The 18,435-nt window shown below is 63.7% G+C and carries 14 protein-coding genes and 1 pseudogene; 3 read left to right on the forward strand and 12 right to left on the reverse strand.

Features of this window, described 5'->3' with window-relative positions; genetic code table 11:
• Positions 1 to 64: 64 nt before the first annotated feature.
• The 3 genes and pseudogenes from A0130_10005 (at position 65) to A0130_10015 (ending at position 5,580) form a co-directional block, all read left to right on the forward strand.
• Positions 65 to 926 (forward strand): annotated as a pseudogene (locus A0130_10005) (hypothetical protein).
• Positions 927 to 1,266: 340 nt separating this feature from the next.
• On the forward strand, positions 1,267 to 3,999 hold the full coding sequence (locus tag A0130_10010) for a hypothetical protein (protein ANF33387.1): 2,733 nt from the start codon (positions 1,267 to 1,269) through the stop codon (positions 3,997 to 3,999).
• A 1,275-nt stretch (positions 4,000 to 5,274) separates the two neighbouring features.
• Positions 5,275 to 5,580: a hypothetical protein gene (locus A0130_10015; protein ANF31960.1), complete on the forward strand. Its 306-nt coding sequence runs from the start codon at positions 5,275 to 5,277 to the stop codon at positions 5,578 to 5,580.
• Positions 5,581 to 6,089: 509 nt separating this feature from the next.
• Here the strand turns inward: A0130_10015 and A0130_10020 are convergent.
• The 12 genes from A0130_10020 to A0130_10075 all read right to left on the reverse strand — a co-directional run bounded on the left by A0130_10020 (position 6,090) and on the right by A0130_10075 (position 18,317).
• Positions 6,090 to 7,535 (reverse strand): hypothetical protein, encoded by a 1,446-nt coding sequence (locus tag A0130_10020; GenBank protein ANF31961.1) that lies wholly within the window; start codon positions 7,533 to 7,535, stop codon positions 6,090 to 6,092.
• Between the two features lie 467 nt (positions 7,536 to 8,002).
• Entirely contained in the window at positions 8,003 to 8,446 is a 444-nt protein-coding gene (locus A0130_10025) for a hypothetical protein (protein ID ANF31962.1), read from the reverse strand.
• Between the two features lie 106 nt (positions 8,447 to 8,552).
• Positions 8,553 to 9,023 carry a hypothetical protein gene (locus A0130_10030; GenBank protein ID ANF31963.1) on the reverse strand — a complete coding sequence of 157 codons (471 nt, stop codon included), beginning with the start codon at positions 9,021 to 9,023 and terminating at the stop codon, positions 8,553 to 8,555.
• Positions 9,020 to 9,424 (reverse strand): hypothetical protein, encoded by a 405-nt coding sequence (locus A0130_10035; protein ID ANF31964.1) that lies wholly within the window; start codon positions 9,422 to 9,424, stop codon positions 9,020 to 9,022. Before A0130_10035 ends, A0130_10030 begins: the two co-directional genes overlap by 4 nt.
• On the reverse strand, positions 9,424 to 11,067 hold the full coding sequence (locus A0130_10040; GenBank protein ANF33388.1) for a hypothetical protein: 1,644 nt from the start codon (positions 11,065 to 11,067) through the stop codon (positions 9,424 to 9,426). The genes A0130_10035 and A0130_10040 overlap by 1 nt, the downstream gene beginning before the upstream one ends.
• 158 nt (positions 11,068 to 11,225) lie before the next feature.
• Entirely contained in the window at positions 11,226 to 12,674 is a 1,449-nt protein-coding gene (locus tag A0130_10045; GenBank protein ID ANF31965.1) for a hypothetical protein, read from the reverse strand.
• A gap of 5 nt (positions 12,675 to 12,679) precedes the next feature.
• Complete coding sequence (locus tag A0130_10050) at positions 12,680 to 14,215, reverse strand: hypothetical protein (GenBank protein ID ANF31966.1); 1,536 nt, start codon at positions 14,213 to 14,215, stop codon at positions 12,680 to 12,682.
• A 3-nt stretch (positions 14,216 to 14,218) separates the two neighbouring features.
• Positions 14,219 to 15,265, reverse strand: a complete 1,047-nt coding sequence (locus A0130_10055) for a hypothetical protein (GenBank protein ID ANF31967.1) — start codon at positions 15,263 to 15,265, stop codon at positions 14,219 to 14,221.
• A complete protein-coding gene (locus A0130_10060) occupies positions 15,262 to 15,585 on the reverse strand; it encodes a hypothetical protein (protein ID ANF31968.1) in 324 nt (107 codons plus the stop codon). The genes A0130_10055 and A0130_10060 overlap by 4 nt, the downstream gene beginning before the upstream one ends.
• 156 nt (positions 15,586 to 15,741) lie before the next feature.
• On the reverse strand, positions 15,742 to 16,395 hold the full coding sequence (locus tag A0130_10065) for a hypothetical protein (GenBank protein ID ANF31969.1): 654 nt from the start codon (positions 16,393 to 16,395) through the stop codon (positions 15,742 to 15,744).
• Between the two features lie 78 nt (positions 16,396 to 16,473).
• Complete coding sequence (locus A0130_10070; GenBank protein ANF31970.1) at positions 16,474 to 17,577, reverse strand: hypothetical protein; 1,104 nt, start codon at positions 17,575 to 17,577, stop codon at positions 16,474 to 16,476.
• Positions 17,574 to 18,317, reverse strand: coding sequence for a hypothetical protein (locus A0130_10075; protein ANF31971.1), 744 nt, complete (start codon positions 18,315 to 18,317; stop codon positions 17,574 to 17,576). Before A0130_10075 ends, A0130_10070 begins: the two co-directional genes overlap by 4 nt.
• Positions 18,318 to 18,435: the final 118 nt, after the last annotated feature.

The following is an 18,435-nucleotide window of genomic DNA, read 5'->3' on the forward strand; positions in this document are numbered from 1 at the left end:
CACCCGTTCTTGATCTTCGTGCCGGAACGGCGAGAAAGACGAGTGGACAAAGGAGCAAGCAGATCTGGCCAACAGGACCATCACCCGAACCAAGGCGGACCGACAGGCGGAAGCGGAGGCACTGCACGCGTCGATCCTGAAGCAAGTCCAGCAGCTCACCGACAGCGGCCAGTGGCGGGCATTCCTGGAGTTCGCCCGCTCCTTCCACACCTACAGCCTGAACAACCTTCTGTTGATCCTCGCCCAGAAACCGGAAGCGACCATGGTCGCCGGTTTCCGGCAATGGCAGGCCAAGGGGACGACAGGTCCGCAAAGGCGAAAAGTCCATCAAGATCTTCGGATACCGCGAGAAGAAAACCGAGACCGCTGCCGACGATGACACCCCATCCGACGGAGGGCGTCTGGTTCGGTACTTTCCGACCCTGTCCGTGTTCGACATCGCGCAGACCGACCCGATCGAAGGAGCCGACCGGCTCCCAAGCGATCCCACGCAGCAACTCACCGGCGGCAACGACCACGGCGTCATCGCTCCACTGACCCATCACCTGCAGTCCCGCGGATGGACGATCGGCCGCGAACCGCTCAACCATGCCAGCGGATACACCGACCCCGAAACGCGACGCGTGATCCTCGCGGAAAGCATCAGCGTCGAGCAATCCGCGAAAACCCTGATCCACGAAACGGCGCACATCGAGCTCCACCACATCGACAGCCTCGAGGAGTACCGGCAGCACCGCGGACGCATGGAAGTCGAAGCGGAATCGGTCGCCTACGTTGTCGCTGGCCTGCCCGGCTTCGACACCAGCGCATACAGCATCGGCTACATCATCGGATGGAGCTACGAAGACGTCACCATCATTCGCGACTCGGCCTCACGCGTCCTCGCGGCAGTACACAGCATCGCCGAGATAGTCGGCCAGAAGTAACGAACGAACTGAAAGAACCCCGGCCCATCTTAAGTGGGTCGGGGTTCTTTCATGCTCGGTGGCGGCCAGAAGGAGGGCGGAAGCAAGAGACGACAAATGCTCGGTCGCAGGCGACAAGTGCTCGCTCGGAGAGCTGGCCGTGACAAGAAGGGACAATCGCAAAAACCAGCGGCAACGAAGTAGCCCACAAAAGAAGACCAACAAGACAAACAAGCCCAGACGAAAGGAGACAACACGGAAGAACCACGAGAGAAACACAAGAGCGAATGCACGTAGGCACTCTTCGAGGTGTGCGCGCCAAATGCGCGCCGAGATGCACGTGCCGCCGGAAGTTCTAAGTGTGAGAGGTGGAGTAGCGCGTTGGAAACGTGGGCAGGCGGCCCAGGGGGTCAAGCAGGCGGTTCGATACGCGTTCGGCGGCGTCTGCGACGCGACCCTCACGGCCAAAACCGCTGACGGCGCTCTGGCCGCTGCCGGGTACGCGGACGCGGTGATGACCCGGTACATCGTCGAGAACGGCACGATCCGTGACGACCTCCTCACCCGATCCCAGCTGAAGCAATGGGTCGACGGCGTGGACCCGCTCACCGGCGAGCGACGGGGTCGGGATCTGGAGTCGCCGGTCGCTGATCTGATTTTGGATGCGACGATCAACGCGCCGAAGTCGTTCTCGATCGCGGCGATGCTGGACCCCGAGCTACGGGCCGCGTATGAGGACCTGCAGGATCGGTTGCGGGATCGGATCATGAAGCTGTGGCAGGCCGAGCTCAACGCCCGCCGCGGGAAGCAGGGTTCTATCCGGGAGGACCTCGCTCGTATCGAAGTCGTCGAGCTGAGGCACGAACGGTCGCGGTCCCTCGACCCGCACAAGCACCGTCATCTCTGGCTCAACGTCAAGGTCCAAGGGCTTGACGGGAAGTGGTCGAACGTCGATACCCGCGTCGCGCTGCGGTTCCAGAACGTCATCAATGCCGAAGGGGACCTCGCCTCCAAGACCGACCCAACCTGGATCGCCGCTCTAGCTGCCAAAGGCTTCGACTTGAACTCGGACGGGGAGATAGCGCAGCTGCAGCATCTGGTGCGGCCGCTATCGAAGCGCTCCGCGCAGATCGAGTCGAACAAGGCGGCACACCTGCGGCAGTGGAAGGATCAGCACCCTGACGAGGAGCCTTCCCCCACAGTGCTGACTCAGATCGACCAGTGGGCTTGGTCGGCGGGTCGACCGAACAAGCCGGGCCAGATGAATGAGGAGGATTGGGCTTCGATAGTCATGGCCGAGCTTTTGCGTGCCGATCCGGATGTCGGGCGCCCGCGGACGGCGGTCGGGACTTCTTCGGTCGGCGTCGAGAACCTGGATGTTGAGCTCCTCGCGGCAAAGGCGATCGTAGACGCCGACGCCCGGTCCATCGGCACGGGAGGCCGCTTTAGCGACATGGATGTTCTGGCCGGCGCGATTCGCGCTGTCGCAAATTCCGGCGTCGTCGCCGACCGGCAACACTTGGCTGAGGTCGTTAACGGAGTGGTCTCCGTCGCCATCCGCACCCACACGGTGACCCTGCTCAGTGAGGCGAATATGCCGGCGCACATCAAGCGACGAATGGCGACATCGACCGCGACCTTGAAAGCTACCCTCACACAAAGGATCGAACGAATTTCGGTTCCGGGCGTAGCGCTGAACGCAGCTGAGGTGAAGGCCGTTGGACAGATCGTAGAGCCAGAACGTTCGCTAGACAGAGGCCAGCTCGCCGGAGCCGCGGCCATAGGCGGCTCCTCGAGAAGTGTCGCCGTGTCGGGCGCCGCAGGAACAGGCAAGACAACGATGCTGAAGGTCGCCGGTGCGGCGCTTCGTCGACGTGGCCGCAACATGATCATCGTTGCGCCGACGAAAAAGGCGTCGTCCGTGGCTGGTCGCGAGACGCAGAGTGCGTCTTCGTCGCTGCATCAACTTCTGCATGACTATGGGTGGCGTTGGACCACTAATAGGGCTGGGGGTACGGACTGGCGCCGCCTCCAGATCGGAGAACGCGATCACAACACCGGGCGCGTGTACGACGGTCCTCACATTGCAATCCGTCCCGGCGATCGGATCGTCGTGGACGAGGCCGGGATGCTCGACCTCGAGGCAGCGAATGCGCTCGTCGAAGTGCTGGAACGAACCCAGGCGACGGTAGCCATGGTCGGCGACGAACGTCAGGCGCTGCCTGTCGGACACTCCGGTGCAATGGCTCTCTTCTGGGCTCACTCGGCGGACCAGGTTGAGCTAACGACCATCCACCGATTCAAGGATCCCGTCTGGGCAGACATGACGTTAAGCCTGCGTGATCCACATGGTCGCGAGGCGTCCGAGATCGTCGCCGGGGCACTCGTCGACACCGGACACGTGATTCTCGCAAGAAGCGACGCCGAGGCTCGAACTGAGATGGTCGCAGCCTGGTTCGCCGCGAAGGAGCAGCGACGGTCTATCGCGCTGGTCGCTGCGACGCACGCTGAAGCATTAGCGATCAGCGAGGACATCCAGGGTATTAGAGTTCGAGCGGGCGAGATTGACACCACCCGATCCACCTCGGGTCAATCTGGACAGCCCATCTTCGTGGGCGACATCGTTCAGAGCCGACGAAACGACCGCGAGTCAGAGGTTCAGAATCGCCAGCATTGGGTAGTCAAAGGAATTACTCGAGAACATGTGATCCTTGCATCCTCCGCGGACTCGACCGATCTGAAGAGGGTGACTCACGAATATGCCCAAGCTCACATGCACCTGGGCTACGCATCGACGGTTTATGGAGTTCAGGGCGAGACCACCGATCGTGCGCTCGTGGGACCCGGCGTAGATGCCGCGGGACTTTACGTCGGTCTTACGCGGGGCAAGCAAAAGAACGACATCGTTCTGGTTGCGCCGACCCCAGCTTCGGCGAAGTCGCAACTCGTTGAAATGATGCAGCGCCAGGCCATCGAAGAGACCCTCGATGCTTCCCGGGCCGCAGCCCGAGAAGAGTTCGGTCGCGCGGCCCACAGTGAAACGGGACCATCGACCATGGCCGACCAAAGCGGAGGCGCTGTTCTCGGCAGATGACGTGAGGCTAGCGCTTAGCCAGACCGGCACTTCGAGCCTGCCGACCTAAGCCGTTGACGCCATCTAGCGCCCCGTCGCGCGCCCGAAAACGAAAGAGCGCAACACCTAGAGCATCGGCTCGGTCGCGGGCATCCGGAAACACACCTCCGGGCACGAAGAGCAGGGGGGATCGCCCGTCCCCGGCCGAGGCGGCGGCGGCGCGCTCTACAAGTTCGACATCGAGGTTACCCCGTCGGTTTTCGACCCATGCCAGAAACCCGCGACTATAAAGGTCGCATACCTGCCGATCCGCTGAGGTCGTCGCGCGAGTGTCTCCTGCGCCGAGATGGATCATCCATTCGCGGCACAGTTCTACAGCTTCCTCGTCCGAAACGCCCAGAGGGCGAGGGCCCGGCGCGCTTGCAGTCACGCGATCAGTCTGCACCGACCCACCGAGGTTGTCACTGGAGGCCTTCCCGCGCAGAAGCGCTATTCCTGAACCGGAAGCGGTATTTCGATCCGCTTTTCGCTGTCGCTTGAAACTGCCCGCTGCCCTTCGGCTATGAGGTCAAGCAGATAAAGATAAGCGGAACGGATTACCTGTAATGTCTGGACGCATCCATCAACCAATTCGAAGAGGCCAATGGTGTTTTGCGAGTCATCGGACACGCCCCCCGGCTCAATGAGGTTGACTCTGACTAGACGGTGCGTACCCGCGTTGCGAAGCGCCAGTGCCTCCGCGTAAAGGCCTTCGCGGTCGACATCAAACGATAGTTCGGCGAGTGCAATTGCGGCGCCCACCGGTAGTGGAGCATGGGAACGCGGCAGCTTAGGACGCAGAACACCTGATCCCTTGTCAAACCAATAGCTTCGGAACCAAATGTCGGACGGCGGCATTCGCGTCTCGAAGTGAAGATCTGCAGTTACTGCGATCTTGTCGAGCACATCCAGCGCTGCGCGTTGTGCAAGTATCAGTTGCGCTGCCGGCTGACCGTAGATCGAGTAATCGAGCGTATTCGTGTATGTTCCTGTGTCGTCAGGATCCTGCTTGAAAATGTGGCGCAGCAGCTTCTCCTGCCCCTCGAATGCAAGAGCTCGGGCGGCGAGGAACTCTGCCTTGAGTACGTTTAGTGCCGCGAACACCGTCGGAACTGATTGTCCATCGATCATCCGGATTGCCGGGGGGCTAGCGTCGTCCCATCGAGGATTGTCAGACCCGAGACCTTCGATGGCCTCCGACAGGGCGAGTCGATTGGCTCGGATCCACTTTTGATACGGGTCGGAAGTGTCACCCGGATGCTCGTCGTGCCCATGCGTGTCGATTGGCTGAAGAGCGTCCCATCGCTGCGCTGTCAGTTCTCCCGCGATCTGGACTGTGTGCGGTCGAAGGCGCTTTGCGAGATCAACATACTTGTTGAATACGGCAGCATAGTGTCCGCCCGGTCCACGTCCGGTCGCGAGGCGACGCTTGATCAGCTCCGCTATGTTTCCAGCCGCATTTCCATTGTTCGGGTACTCCTCGAGCGCGTCGGCGTACGCTTCGTACGCTTCAACCCATCGGCCGGACTCATCGAGGATATTGGCCAGATTGCAGAGAGCTAGAGAGCGACGGAAGCCGTCCAAGTCTTCAGAATGGCCGGCCTCTGCGAGCAACAAACGGCAGCGTCTCAGCAACTCCCGATTCTCAAGTTCGAACGGGGCTCGCCTAAGGCTCGCCTTTGTTGCTGGGCGACGGCGCCAGTCGGCCAATTGGAGTTGATAACCCTCCATAAGTCCATTCGCCAGGAAGTAGCTTGCGAGGGAACGCTGACTAGGGACTGCAGACTCCGCTGCGAGTACATCTTCGGCCCACTGCACCCCGGTCGCGAGAGCCTCCTGGCTCGCTCGTCGACCCCCCGCGTCAATCTGCAAACCAGCGAGATCTAGCAGTAGGCCGAAGAAGTCCTCACCCGCTAAATCATCTGGGACCGTCAAGTCCCTAAGTTCCCTCTCAAGTCGTTCTGTCGATTTCAGCGCTAGGCCGGGGGCGGAGTCGACGAGCGCGCTAGTTTGTTGTATCTCGCGGCGAATCTTGAGTTTCGCCGCTCTACCTCTCCTGCTAACCACTCGGTTTACCGCCGCATGGCCGCTTCAAGGAAGTAGCTATCGTTCATTTCCGGATTGGGCGAAACCTTCGCAAACCCGACCCGAGTAATCGACGGGGCTTTGCTCGCAAGCGCAAGACGCTCACGTTCATCCTCGATACGAAGGCGAGCTTCGTTCACCCGTGCGCACTGTTCGTCGCTGAGGTAGAACGCAAGGGACTCAACATGCTTCGACTTCGACGATGCTCGCTTGAAGTCGAGCGGCCTAGCCGTCGAACTCTCAACGAGCGCAGTGACTGCACGTTCGACCTCGTCGCGCGCCACCCTTCGGCGGAGGTCCGGAATGAGGTTGATCATCCCGTCCTCGCTGACAATGACAATGAGACAGGCTCCCGACTCAGATCCCTGGTGGTAGCGCACCGCAGAGTTGTAGCGTGCTCCTCGCGCCTGGTCGCCTAGACCAGTGACGGCGACTCCATCAAGAATTACGCCTACGGCGTGACACTTGGCCGCCGGATCGACTAAGACTGCGCCGTCGATTGACGTAACCGCTTCGAGGCTCGAACTATCGAGGTATACAGGGTCGACGGCGAGAGCCTGAGGAGCCAGTCTCGCTGCCTCGCCACTCGCGTCGCGATGCACCACGACCATCGTGCCGTGTTGCTGGCGAGTCGCAGCAGTTGTCAGTTCCCACAGCATCTCCGAATCGCTCGAGGCACCGAAAATCCGATCCACAGTGTCTACGAATTTCGCCTTGTCGATCCTCGGACGCGGGAGCGAGGGGTTGCCGTTGTCTACCCGGACAAGCGCAGTCGCGCCGTGGTGCAGTTCCCAAGAGCCGCGACCGACCACGCGAATGGAATATATGGCTTCGAGCTGGAGATCGTAAGTGGAGCTCATTCTGCCCAAACCAAAGACGCTGGCTCCGTCCGTCAACAGAGCGAGGTTCGGGCCCGTCATTTCCAACGCCTTGCGGAAGGAGCGGGTTCGCTTCGGATCCACGCCGTTGACTAGTCCGATCTCCACCTCGATGTGAGGATCGTCGGGCTTACAAAGGAGGATGGTTCCAATGCCAGTTCGACCCTCGTAAGGCTGAGCCGCGAGGTCGTTGAGAGCATCGACGAGCTCCATTCCCTCCCAGTTGCCATGCACGAACACTAGACGCCGGATGAAGTCCGACAGCGCTCGACGAAGCAGGTCCATGCCCTGCCGAATGATGAAGTCTCGGCCAGGTGGCTCCTGGTGAGACATTAGATCTGTGGTCACCGAGAGAATCTCATCTACGACGGCTGCCTGCACCGATAGCACCACCTCAATGTCACCGTCGGCCTGAGGATTGCTGAGCGCAGGATAGTTCTCCCACCTGTTAGCTATGACGCCGAGGACGGGATAAACACGATAGCCCTCAACCTTCGCCGGTGCCCCTGCGACGAAACGCCGGTTCAACTCGGGCTCAAGCGCGTTGAGTCGCATCTCAAGAGTTTCGCGACGGCAGCGCTCCAGCAAACCACGAGAGAACCGTTCTGATGATGCGGCATCGCCAAAGAAGCGATTCCGGTCCGGATGCTCGTCGCACGCCGCGGCAGCAGCGTCTTCGACGTCCGCGAACAGCGCGGGCTCGATGCCAGCCAATTCACCGGAGATTTCAACGCAGATCGGCAAGCTCATCGGACCATCCTCATGAAAGCCGACCAGGATCGCGACCGGGGCGACTTCAGCACCAAGCTCTGAGAGGCAACGCGCCGCAAGTCCGCGAACACTCGAGCAAAAGATGTCTTGATGTCCCCACATGAACTGTTCGATGATCCGTTCCACAGGTGCAACATTGTCAGACGGTGGCGACATTCGATCGCTAGGGGGACTCTAGCTTGTCCGATCAGACGAGGAGGACCCCACCTAGGTGTGAGGCCCTCGTCGTCCTACAGATCTTTTTGTGCACGCTATCGCTCAACGGCGGCTTGCATCGGGGTCGCTGGCGATGGGGCAGGCCCAGTCGCGGATGCGTCCGGGCCGTCAACTTTTGGGGTGCGACGGCTAACCTCCGCGGTGGTGTAGCGGAGGGAGGGGCCGACACTGTCCCCCACGACCTCGGTGGCGGCTCGGGGTTCTCCGGTGGCCTGGTCGGTCCAGTGGCGGAACTCGAGGTTGCCGTTGACGATGACGGTGTCGCCTTTGGCCAGGCTGGCGCGGACGTTCTCGGCGGTGCGGCCGAAGACGGTGGTGCGGTGGTACTGAGTGTCGCCGTCGACCCACTTGCCATCGACCTGCTTGCGGTCGGTGACCGCGACGGTGAACTTGGCGAACTTGGTGCCGTTCTGGGATTCGCCGAAGTCGGGGTCGGCAACCAGGTTGCCTTCGATGCTGATCGGGACTCGTGTGCTCATCGTTCTCTTCCTTTCGATCTGCGCCCGCTGCTCGGGTCGCTTTCACTTAGAACTTTCGGTTCGAGGACGGAAAATGCGCTCAAACGGCGCGCAACGCGGGGCTCGCTCAGGAGCCGGCGTTGCTCTGGCCGATCCAGTCCGCCCAGTCGGTAGGGACAGCGGCGTCGCCGGTTTGCGGGAGCTGCGTGTGGCCGTCGTGGCATTCGCCGTTGTACCAAGTCGCCAGGCGCGGGATAGCGACGGCGAGACGTTCGTGCCAGCCGATTGGGCCGTAGCCAGCGTCCAGACTGTCGTAGGACACGAGCCATGCGGTGTGGAGGGCGGAGAGCTCTTCCACAAGGGCGCCGTGTTTGTGCCAGCAGGGCGGGATCTTCCGGGTGGGGAGGTTGTACCGGTGGGTGAACCACACCACCCAGCCTCGCAAGTCGGTCCAGACCTCGGGAGCGTCAGCGTCGGCGAGGGTGCGCCAGTTGATGACGCGAATGCCCAGCATGCCGGGACTTTGCCGGGGCGCCTGTTCGTCCCATCGCTCGGCGAGGGAGGCGACGAGGTCGTCGAGCGGGGTGTCGTCGGTCACTGCTGGTCCAGCGACGCTTCGATGTAGTGGGCAATCTTGGCTTGAAGCCGGGCGATGGCCTGGAGGGAGGCGGTGCGGCGGGAGACGAAGCCGGAGAACACCCGGTCGCGGTCGATGAGCTGGTGGACGTATTCGTGGCAGCGCGGGTGCAGCGCGATCAGATCCTGGTGTTGTTCGTGAGCGGTCCAGCCGTGCGGGGTTTGGGTGACGCCGCGGTAGTCGAGGTGGTGCAGCTCGAGGGGGCGGGAGTCGCCAGCGCCGAGACAGAGCGCACATCGCGCATCCCCGTTGCGGAGCTGCTCGTCCGTGAACCACCGGTCGCGGCGGGCGAACCAGGCGACGGAGTGCAGGTAGGAGGTGCGGTAGCTGTTGTCTCGGGCGGGGCGTCGACGGTTGGACATCAGCTTCCCTTTCCCGCTGAGGTGCGTCGATCGAGAGCGGCTTGGTACTGCTCTGCGAACACGACCTGCTGGTCGAGCTCGGTGAGGTTCTTCCCGGCGCTCACCTGGTGGGCGTCGTCGCGGTCGGTCCAGCCGCGGAGGTCGAGGAGAATGCCGCGACGGTTGCGGTAGGCGAGGAGGCCGATGGTTTCGGGCATGCGGCGGATCTCGTCGATCGTCATCACCGGAACCTTTTCGTTCTGCACGTTGGTGGAGGATCCGGTGTCGTTGTACGAGTGCCCGGTGTTGCGGATGCGGCGCAGCCCGAGGAGGGATTCGATGTCGCGCAGGTGGTCGACGTCGGACGCGCCGCCGAGGAGGAGCTTCGCGGTGGCCGCGGACCAGATCGTGTCGGCCTCCGACCGTGACCACGCGGTCTCGGCCTGCGAGAGCGCCTGGAGCACGACCACGGTGGAAATGCCGATGCCGCCACCGTCGGCCATGATCCGAGGGAGAGCTGGCCAGGAGAACATGTTGGCGATCTCGTCCAGGATTAGCGCGAGTGGGAGGTCGAGGCGGGAGCCGGGTGAGGCGAGGGCTTTGCGGCGGGCGGTCTCGACGATGTCGTCGAGGATCGCGCCAAGGAACCCGCCGACGGAACCGGCACCAGCGCCGGTGCCGACGAGGTAGAGGCTGTTGGATCCGGCGAGGAAAGCGTCGAGGTCGAACTGCTCCCCCGGACCTGGCGTCATCGCCTTTCGAATCGCTGGGATGGACAGTGGGCGGAGCGCGCCGAAGACGCCGAACCAGGAGTTGGCGAGGAGTTTCTCGTCGCCGTTGATGATCGCATCCAAGTCCTCGGACCAGCCCGGCGTGCCCTGGTTGGCAAGTACACCGACCGCTTCCAGAGCGAGCCGCGGGTTCGATCCCCATCGGGCGAGCGCGTCGATTCCTCGGCCGGACACGGCAGCCGCATGGAGTAGGCGGGACAGCACGGAGGAAGAGACCTGCGCCCATTCCTGGTTGGTCTTCGACGTACCGAGTGCGGTGCCGGCGACGATGGCTTGCCCTCGCTGATCCGCGATGAGCGGGTCCTCGCATCCGGTGACCGGTGAGATCCGCAAAGCCGAGCGGACGCCGGTGAGCTCCTGCGGGTCGAACACTGTCACGTCGCCGATCCGGGCACGTTCGCGCATGGTGGCGGAGAGGTTGTCGTTGCGGGTGGAGGTGGTGATCAGAGGGCCGTCCCAGTCGAGGATGGCGTTGATAATGAAGCGATATCCCTTCCCGGAGCGGGGTGCCCCTTCGACGACGATCGAGTCCTCGATCGAGACGTACACATCTTGGCCATGGGCGCTGCCGACCTTCCACCCGGCCGCGGAGGGCTCCGGGTGGGCCACCGACGGTCGCAAGGTCTTGGCGCGGCGCAGAGCGGTTCGGGCTGAGGTGTGCCTGCGGACTTCGCTGGGCTTGGCGAGTCCGTCGCGGCCGCGGAGCTCGTGGATGAAGTGCCGGTCCGATTGCCGGTACCGAAGCCACCAGACCGCGCTTGCCGCGACGGCGCCGAGAAGGAGAAGCACGGCGATGATGTCCAGTACCCGGATCAGGGCGACCGGCGCGGTGCATTCGGGCTGCAGAGCGAAACCACTCTGGTCGCCACTCATGGCGAGCTGGAGGCCAGCGAACACGCTGTCAGGCTGACCACCACCTCCACAGGCCACGGTGACGATGGCGCTGGCGATCCCGGTCGTCAGCGCCCCGGCGACGACGACCGCGAAGAGACAGTAGAGAGCGAGGTGGGTCCAGGAGGAGTGGTCGTTTCTCATGCTCGCTCACCGCCCATGGTGTCGGTGCGGAAGACGCCGAGCTCATAGTCGGTACAGATGTTGCGGACCTTCGCGACCCGGTCTTGGCCGATCTGCCACAGCCCCTCGCCTTTGTGCAGTTTGCGGACGAGGTCGGCCTGGGTGTCGTTCCAACCCAGAATCTCCCGAGACCGGGCGATCTCTCCCGAATGCTGCGCATAGGAGATGCGGGTCTCGCAGTCGGCGAGAAGTCCGAGTGCGCGAGAGTGAAGGGCGCTGTTGCGGTCGCCGAGCGCGTCGAGGTCCGCGACCCGGTGCAGGAGGTACCAATTGGAGGTGCCCAGGTGCCGGGCGACCTTCTCGTCCTCGACACGTTCGGCGAGTCCGTCACCGCCGGAAACATCATTGAGGAGCTCGACGGCGGCCTCTTCATGGATAATGACGCGGGCCTGCCGGTTCGCGCCGAGGCTGGCGCGCCGGATCCAGTTCGCCGTCGCCAGCCGGGCCAAAGCCTGCGCTTCGGGCGATGCACCCTTCAGCGCGGAGGTGTCGACGACCATCATCGGGGCGTCCGCATCAAAACGGACCGTGGAAGGCCCGTCGAAGAATCCGGTGAGGTCGCCTGACACCATGCGGCGAAGTGAATGCGCGAGCCGGTGGCCGGCGTCGGCCACTTCCACCGCCAGACCTTCGTTTGAGTCAACGAGCCGGTCGTAGACGTGGGTGATTGTTACAGTCGACTGGCCGCGCAGCGCATCGAGGGCCACATCGAGCGCGGTGTGCTCGACCGGCTCCAGGTTCCCACCCTCGCGGAGCCGACGGATGATCGTCTTCACTGTCGCACGCCGGTACTGGAGCACATTCTGGTTCCAGTCCTCATCCGAGAAGGAAGCGTCGCGCGGTCCTTCATCCAGGAGATTGATGCGGGCGGCTTTGCCGGGGCCCACGGAGATAAAGGTGCCGCCAACGTAGGCAGCCACGCGCACCCACTCTCCATTCGGGTCGTGCGGGACCGCGATCTTCCTGCCGAGCCGCGCCAGCCGGGACGACCAGGACTTGGCGAGCATGGACTTGCCGGTGCCTTTCACCCCGAGGATCGCCACCGAGTGCGAGCGGACAGCTTCGGCGGAATACGCATCCCACGGATCGAAACAGAACGGCGCCCGAGACAGCAGATTCTCCCCGATGTACGCCCCAGTGAGGATGTCACCGGTTTCGGCCAGGAATGGGTACGCGCCGCCGAGCACCTTCGAGCTGCAGCGGTGTGCGGGTGGGGTGGCGCGCAGCGGGCCACGCAGGTTATGCGGCTGCTTCCACCCCCACGCCGGCATCTTCGACGCCGGCAGTTCCGCGGACGGGATCTTCCACGACGAGTTCTTGTCCACGTCGCTGCTCCGGCGATGGCGGTCGTTGGCCCCTGGCTTCTCGTTCGCGGGGATGCGGCCGATGACCGTGTTCGGCTTCATCGGAGTCACTCCCCTTCCAGCGGCACCGGCAGAGCGCCGGTGACAAACCCGGCGGCTTGCTGCCCCGACATGGACGCCAGCACGAGCCGTGCTGGGTGGGAAGCCTGCTCGATGTCCGTCCGCGCCTTCGCTAGTGCGTCTTTCGATTCGGCGGAGATGGTGACAAACCCGCGGTATTGCACGTCGCCGAAGCCGTCGACGAGGTCGCGCTCGCGGACCGCGAGGTCCTCCTCCTCGCGCAGGTGGGTCAGCGGGACCCGGGAAGACAGCTTCATCCGGATTGTCGCGGCGGTTTCCATGTCGGACTGGGCACGGTTCAGCTGGGCCAGCGCCTTGTGTGTGGCCACCGGCCGGATCTGAAGGGTGATCACCCGGGTCGCGTCTCCGGCGTAGAGGAGGGGTTCGAGGAACCCGGTGCGGACGTCCGTGCGGGGCCACTCGGCGACCCAGAAGGTCTGGTGCCAGGACTCATCCACGCACATCACGTCCCAGCCCTCGTCGATACCCATCACGGGAGGCGCGGGCTGCGGCACGAGCGTGGCGTCCTGCTCGCGCCGGGTCGCGGCCGAGACGGGGTCCGCGGAAAGCGCGAGCAGCTTGTCGAGATCGTCGGAGGTCAGCCACCCGGCCGGTGTGAGGCGGGCGTGCTCCATCGAGGTCTCGATGCCAGCGACGCGCTCCTTGAGCACGGCGGCAAGTCCGGTGAGTCCTTTGCCTGCGTCGCGGATCGCCCCGTTGAGGGCACCGGTGTCGAAAGTGAGGGTGACGTAGTTGGTGAATCCCATCGACCGCTTTGAGGCGGCCTGGGTCAGGTCCCAGTACTGCTGTCGAAGTTCGGGGCTGACCTGTGGGGCGTGTTCGCCTTCGCGGGCGATGAGGTAGTCGCGGAGCTCGTTGGAGGAGGCTCTGTCCACTCGAATGCGAATGGTGGTCTCTCGCACGCCCGGCAGGTTTTCCAGTGAGCTGAGCCATTCGACGAAACCGTCGTAGGCCGCTTCCTGTGTGCCTTTGTCACGGAGCGCCCACGCACGGGATCCGACCCGCACCGTGATGCAAGCGAGCCGGCCGTGAGCGTTGTAAATGAACGCGCCAGCGCCTGGGATTTGAACGACCTGTACATCACCTAATGCGCCTGGGAGCAGGAACTTCGAGGTCACGGTCGGAGTGATCGCGGCAGCCTGTGCGTGGCCGACGTTCAGCGACGCGGTGGCGACTCGAAGCCAGACGTCTCGGCGGAACACGGTTTGACCGGCGATGCTGCGGTACACGTACCGGGCCGCCTGGGCAGCGATCACCAGCACCGGCTCGCGCCGGTACGTGGCGAGTGCGAAGAACACGATCAACGAGATCAGCGGAAGCATTACCCAGAACGCGTTCGGGTTGATGAACAGCGTCGCAAGCAGAGCGGCGACGGCGCCGCCGATGACGACAAGCTGGAGGAAGGTGAGGCCGAGGAAGATCCCGCGGCGCTCGCGGGCGGCGAACCGGACGCGTGGCGCGCCCTCATCCGTGATGATCTGGTCGGCGGTGAAGGTGGTCATGAGTTATCTCCCAACCTTGATGACGCGCGCCGCGGAGCGAACAGGTGCGGCGGCGGTGTTGACGCGCGAGAACTGGTCGCGCACGGAGAAGCGGTGATGTAGAGCGGTGCCCACTTCCGCGCCCGCAAAGGACACGAGCTTCGTGGCCCACAGCGGGGAAAACGAGGCGGCGATCACGGCGCCTGCGGCGACCAGGATGACTCCGATGCTGAGGCTGGATTTGGTGAGTTCGACGGCGAGGAGGACGACGCCGGCAGCGAGGGGTTTGGCGATGAGCAGTCCGATGGTGAGGTTCATCCAACGCTGTGCCCAGGCGGTGAGCTTGGGTTGGCCGATCATCATCAGTCCGACGGGGGCCATCGCTGCGAGGGCGAGGAGCCCGAACTCGCGGATGGCCATGGCGATGAACAAGAAGAGCGAGGCGATCATCATCAGCCCGACCACGAGCAGAGCGAGCACGTACTCCCCAACGGCGCCGGGTCCTTGCGCGCCCTGAGCGGCGATAGTGAAGACGGCGCCTCCTTGGGTGAATTGGGAGTAGTGCATTACCGCGTTGGGCGCTTGCTTGGTGATGTCGAGGATGCCGACGACGCGCAGCAGGCCTTGGCTGAGGCCTCCGCCTTGCACCGTTGAGGTGAGGCTGCTGGTGACTGCGTCGGTGACGCCAGAAGCTTTTTGCATGCCCCAGACGCAGATGGCGGCGAACGGGATGGCCAGGGCGGCGCCGGCGGCAGTTCGGCCGATGCGTGCCCAGTCCCGCAGGATCATCGCGATGCCAATCTGGATGAGGGCGACGATGAGGATCACCGGTGCGGTAACGGCGACCCAGAACAGGAACTGGGAGTGTGCGATCTCCCAACTGCTCTGGTCGATGTTGGTGTTGAAGGAGCCGGCGATCATGGTGGCTATGAAGTCGCCGAGGTTGCGGATGGTGGATCCCATGAATTCGGCGAGGGTTTGGGAGGCCTGGCAGTCGAAGTCCGAGATGAAGCAGCCGTAGTTCGGTGAGAACGGGTCCGGCGGAGCAGCGAGTACCTGCATGGTGATCACGCCACGTGAAGGGACTGGCCCCAGTTGATCAGTCCGGCGATTCCGGCGGCGACGGCGACACCTGCGACGCAGCTGACGACGCCGACGATGCCCATCTTCTGCACGCGTCCGTTGCTGGAGATGTGGCCGACGACGATGAACCCGGCGGCGATCAGACCGCCGATCACACCGAGGGTGAGGACGATGGCGAACACGACGTTCGCAATCGACTGAAGGGCGCCGACGCCGGGTCCGGAGAAGTCCGGCGACGGGTTGTTCACGGTCAGCACGGGTATCGTGCGGGAGTGCACGATCACGAGTGCTTCGTTGAGAGCGTTCATGATGTGGTTTTCCTTCCAGTGGGTTATGTTCTCGACTCGGGTTCGTTCGTCTCGGCCATCCGCTTCGCGGTCAGGAGCCCGGATCCGATGATGCCGAGCAAGGTGACTGTGACGAGTCCCAGGACGCCGAGGAGAGTTAGCACGAGGTTCATGAGGTCACTCACCGCCAGCGTTCGCGGAATTGGTTGCGGAGGCAGGCAGCGGGACGGTCAGTCTCAGCGGTTGTCCCTCGGAGGGGACGTCCATGGTGAGCAGGAGGCGATCGACTCCTGCTGGCAGATACCAGGCGGCGGCGAAGGAGCGTTCTTTGTCGTTCGGGAGGGTCCAGGTGGACTGGCCGCGGAAGAGCCCGCTCGGCATCCAGGGCAGGCCGTTGGTCTTGGCGACGGTGGGCCCATCGGCGGTGTCCAAGACCGCGGGCTCCGGTCGACCATCGAACTGTGTGCCCTTGAGGGTGGTGCCGGTGACGTCCTGATAGGTCTGGTTGCCTTGCGAGGGCTTCCACTCGCCGGTCATGGTGAACTTCATGAAGATGACCGGTGTGCCAGCGGGAAAGAGTTCCTGCGTCGCATCGGGGAGTGTGCAGCGGCAGCCGTGCTTGGCCTTGAACGTCTTCCCTGGGAAGACCTGTACGTAGACCGTATCGACGATGCCGTCTGCGGCCGGCGTCGCAGCTTCAGCCGGGGTCGGGGTTGGCTTGGCCGGCGCGACGGTGGTGAATGACGGGTTCTTGGCTGGGGCTGTCGTGGCGCAGCTGGTCAGGGCTAGGCATGAGAGGAGCGCCGCGACTGCGATCAGCTTCTTGGTCATTTCACTTCACCTCGGTTTCGTGTGCGCCCTTCACTTAGAACTTCCGGTTCGGGACGTTTTTTGGCGCGCATCTCGAACTCAGGGCACCTGGATGTGTTGGTGGTTGCAGGTGTCGGGGAAGGCAGTGGTGATGTTCAACAGCGTGCCCAGGACCACGTGGGCGCGAGCTCGGCAGTCGCTTTGACCGATCGACGAGTCGTGCGGGGCGTAGGGGTCCAGGGCGTGGATCAGCTGGAGCGAGAGGGCGTCCGCTCCGGTCAGCGACTGCCGATTGATCGCGTAGAAGTCGACCGCCTTGCCCTTCCAGTGCGCGGACGCGGTGCCGGCGCCGGGCGTCGACCCGGTGCACTTGCGGTTCAGGTCGCTGATACCGACCTGCTGGAACGCTTGGACAGCCACGACGATCAGTTGGAGGATGTGCGCGTCGATGATGCAGTCGGATCTGGCTGTGCCGTCTGCCATGTTGAGAACCTGCTGCCGATAGCGCGTCTCAAGGAAGTTGAGCTTGTTCGCTTGGATCGCCGCAGCCAGGACCGCTGCCGCTGCACGAGCGTCTGCAGGGACCTGACATTCCGTGGCACTGGCCCCGGTCAGGGCCGTGAGGACCCGTTCGGCGGGCGTCCAGAACGGGGCGTAGTGGTTCGGGTCTGCGTTGATCTGCACCGCGTGCGCGACAAGGGTGGGAGCCATGGTCTGCCAGTCAGGGACGCGCAGCATCCGCGTGTAGAAAGCGGCGGCCGCGGTGGCCGGGTCCATCCGTTGCGCCGGAGTGCCGTAGCTGGCGCCCTGCTGGAAAACACCAATCGTGGTGTTGTCCACCGCATCACCGTGGTCAAGATTGCGGAGTCCGGACTCGCCAATCGCGACCATCAGCGCCAGCGTCAGCCCGTGCGGAGGAACACCCATCTGCTGCCCGACGGTGATGATCGTCGCAGCGATCTTCAACTGCTCAGGCCCGTAACCATCGACCGCCCGGCCTGCCTCCAGGGCGGGAGCGGAACCGCCGCACGCTCCCCCGCCACCGCCGAACCCGTTGGCTCCCATCGCGAGCACCAGGGTGACCGGCACCGCGACCAGGGCCAGCGGGACGACGAGGACGATGACAGCGGCCACGATCAGCAGGTTCCGGATCGTCTTCGGATGCGTCACCGCGTGAGCTGCCGCTGCGCTGGCGCTGATCATGCGGCAGCTTCCTGCTCGAGTACAACACGGGCGATCATCAGCAACCGCTTCGCGGTCGCGATCCGCGCCCGCGCGGACCCCGGGTGGATGTGGAGCGTATCGGCGATGGTGGTCGCGTCCTCGCCAATCATCTCCGCGACCTCCCGAAAGCCACCAACGTCGGGAACGCAGGACACGATCACCGACCCCGTAATTGGTAGTCCGGCGTCTGCGGCTGCGAGGGCGGCCAGCACCGTTCGCGCGGTCTGACACACCCGGTCATGCACCGAGCGCAGCCCGCGTTTGGAGATCTGATGGGTGTCTGCCACACGGTCGGCGTCGCCGTTGGCCAGGCTGAGGTCGCTGATGATCTGCCAGTCGGACGGACCCACGAAGTCGGCGACCAACACCATCCACCGGTGCGCGTCGAACCTGCGGATCAGCGCATCCAGGGGGTCGATGTCCGTATCGGACTCCACGTCGCTCGGAACGTCGTCCATGACGACGTGCTTCCGTTCGACTTCTCGGAGTACGACATGGCGGGTGATGCCGAACACGAACGCATGCGGTGAGCCGCGTTCCGGGTCGTACCGAGAGCTTCGATGCCAGACCGTCTCGCGAGCCAGCTGTAGTACCGCGTCGACCTCGTTCGGCCAGCCGCGCAGCTGGAACCGGACATACGGCAGCAACGTGTCGACTTCGCGGAGCAGCTCCGTCAGTCGAGCATCCGCGCGCGTGCGGAGTTGGATTCCTTCAGCCACGAGATCACTACCTTCCTTGTACGGAGGTGGCTTGTGTGAAGGATCGGGTTCGGGCCTGAGGACCCGTTAGTGCGGTGCGCCGGCACGCCTTGGCGCGCGCCAGCACAGAATGAGTGAG

Source organism: Leifsonia xyli (assembly GCA_001647635.1).
In the GTDB taxonomy this organism is placed as follows: domain Bacteria; phylum Actinomycetota; class Actinomycetes; order Actinomycetales; family Microbacteriaceae; genus Leifsonia; species Leifsonia xyli_A.

Bases quoted from the DNA above. Each gene is read 5' to 3' on its own strand.
- A0130_10045 (ANF31965.1), bottom strand. From the start codon at position 12,674: ATGAAGCCGAACACGGTCATCGGCCGCATCCCCGCGAACGAGAAGCCA.
- A0130_10065 (ANF31969.1), bottom strand. From the start codon at position 16,395: ATGACCAAGAAGCTGATCGCAGTCGCGGCGCTCCTCTCATGCCTAGCC.
- A0130_10020 (ANF31961.1), bottom strand. From the start codon at position 7,535: ATGCGACTCAACGCGCTTGAGCCCGAGTTGAACCGGCGTTTCGTCGCA.
- A0130_10070 (ANF31970.1), bottom strand. From the start codon at position 17,577: ATGATCAGCGCCAGCGCAGCGGCAGCTCACGCGGTGACGCATCCGAAG.
- A0130_10060 (ANF31968.1), bottom strand. From the start codon at position 15,585: ATGAACGCTCTCAACGAAGCACTCGTGATCGTGCACTCCCGCACGATA.
- A0130_10015 (ANF31960.1), top strand. From the start codon at position 5,275: ATGCTCGTCGTGCCCATGCGTGTCGATTGGCTGAAGAGCGTCCCATCG.
- A0130_10040 (ANF33388.1), bottom strand. From the start codon at position 11,067: ATGAGTGGCGACCAGAGTGGTTTCGCTCTGCAGCCCGAATGCACCGCG.
- A0130_10025 (ANF31962.1), bottom strand. From the start codon at position 8,446: ATGAGCACACGAGTCCCGATCAGCATCGAAGGCAACCTGGTTGCCGAC.
- A0130_10050 (ANF31966.1), bottom strand. From the start codon at position 14,215: ATGACCACCTTCACCGCCGACCAGATCATCACGGATGAGGGCGCGCCA.
- A0130_10035 (ANF31964.1), bottom strand. From the start codon at position 9,424: ATGTCCAACCGTCGACGCCCCGCCCGAGACAACAGCTACCGCACCTCC.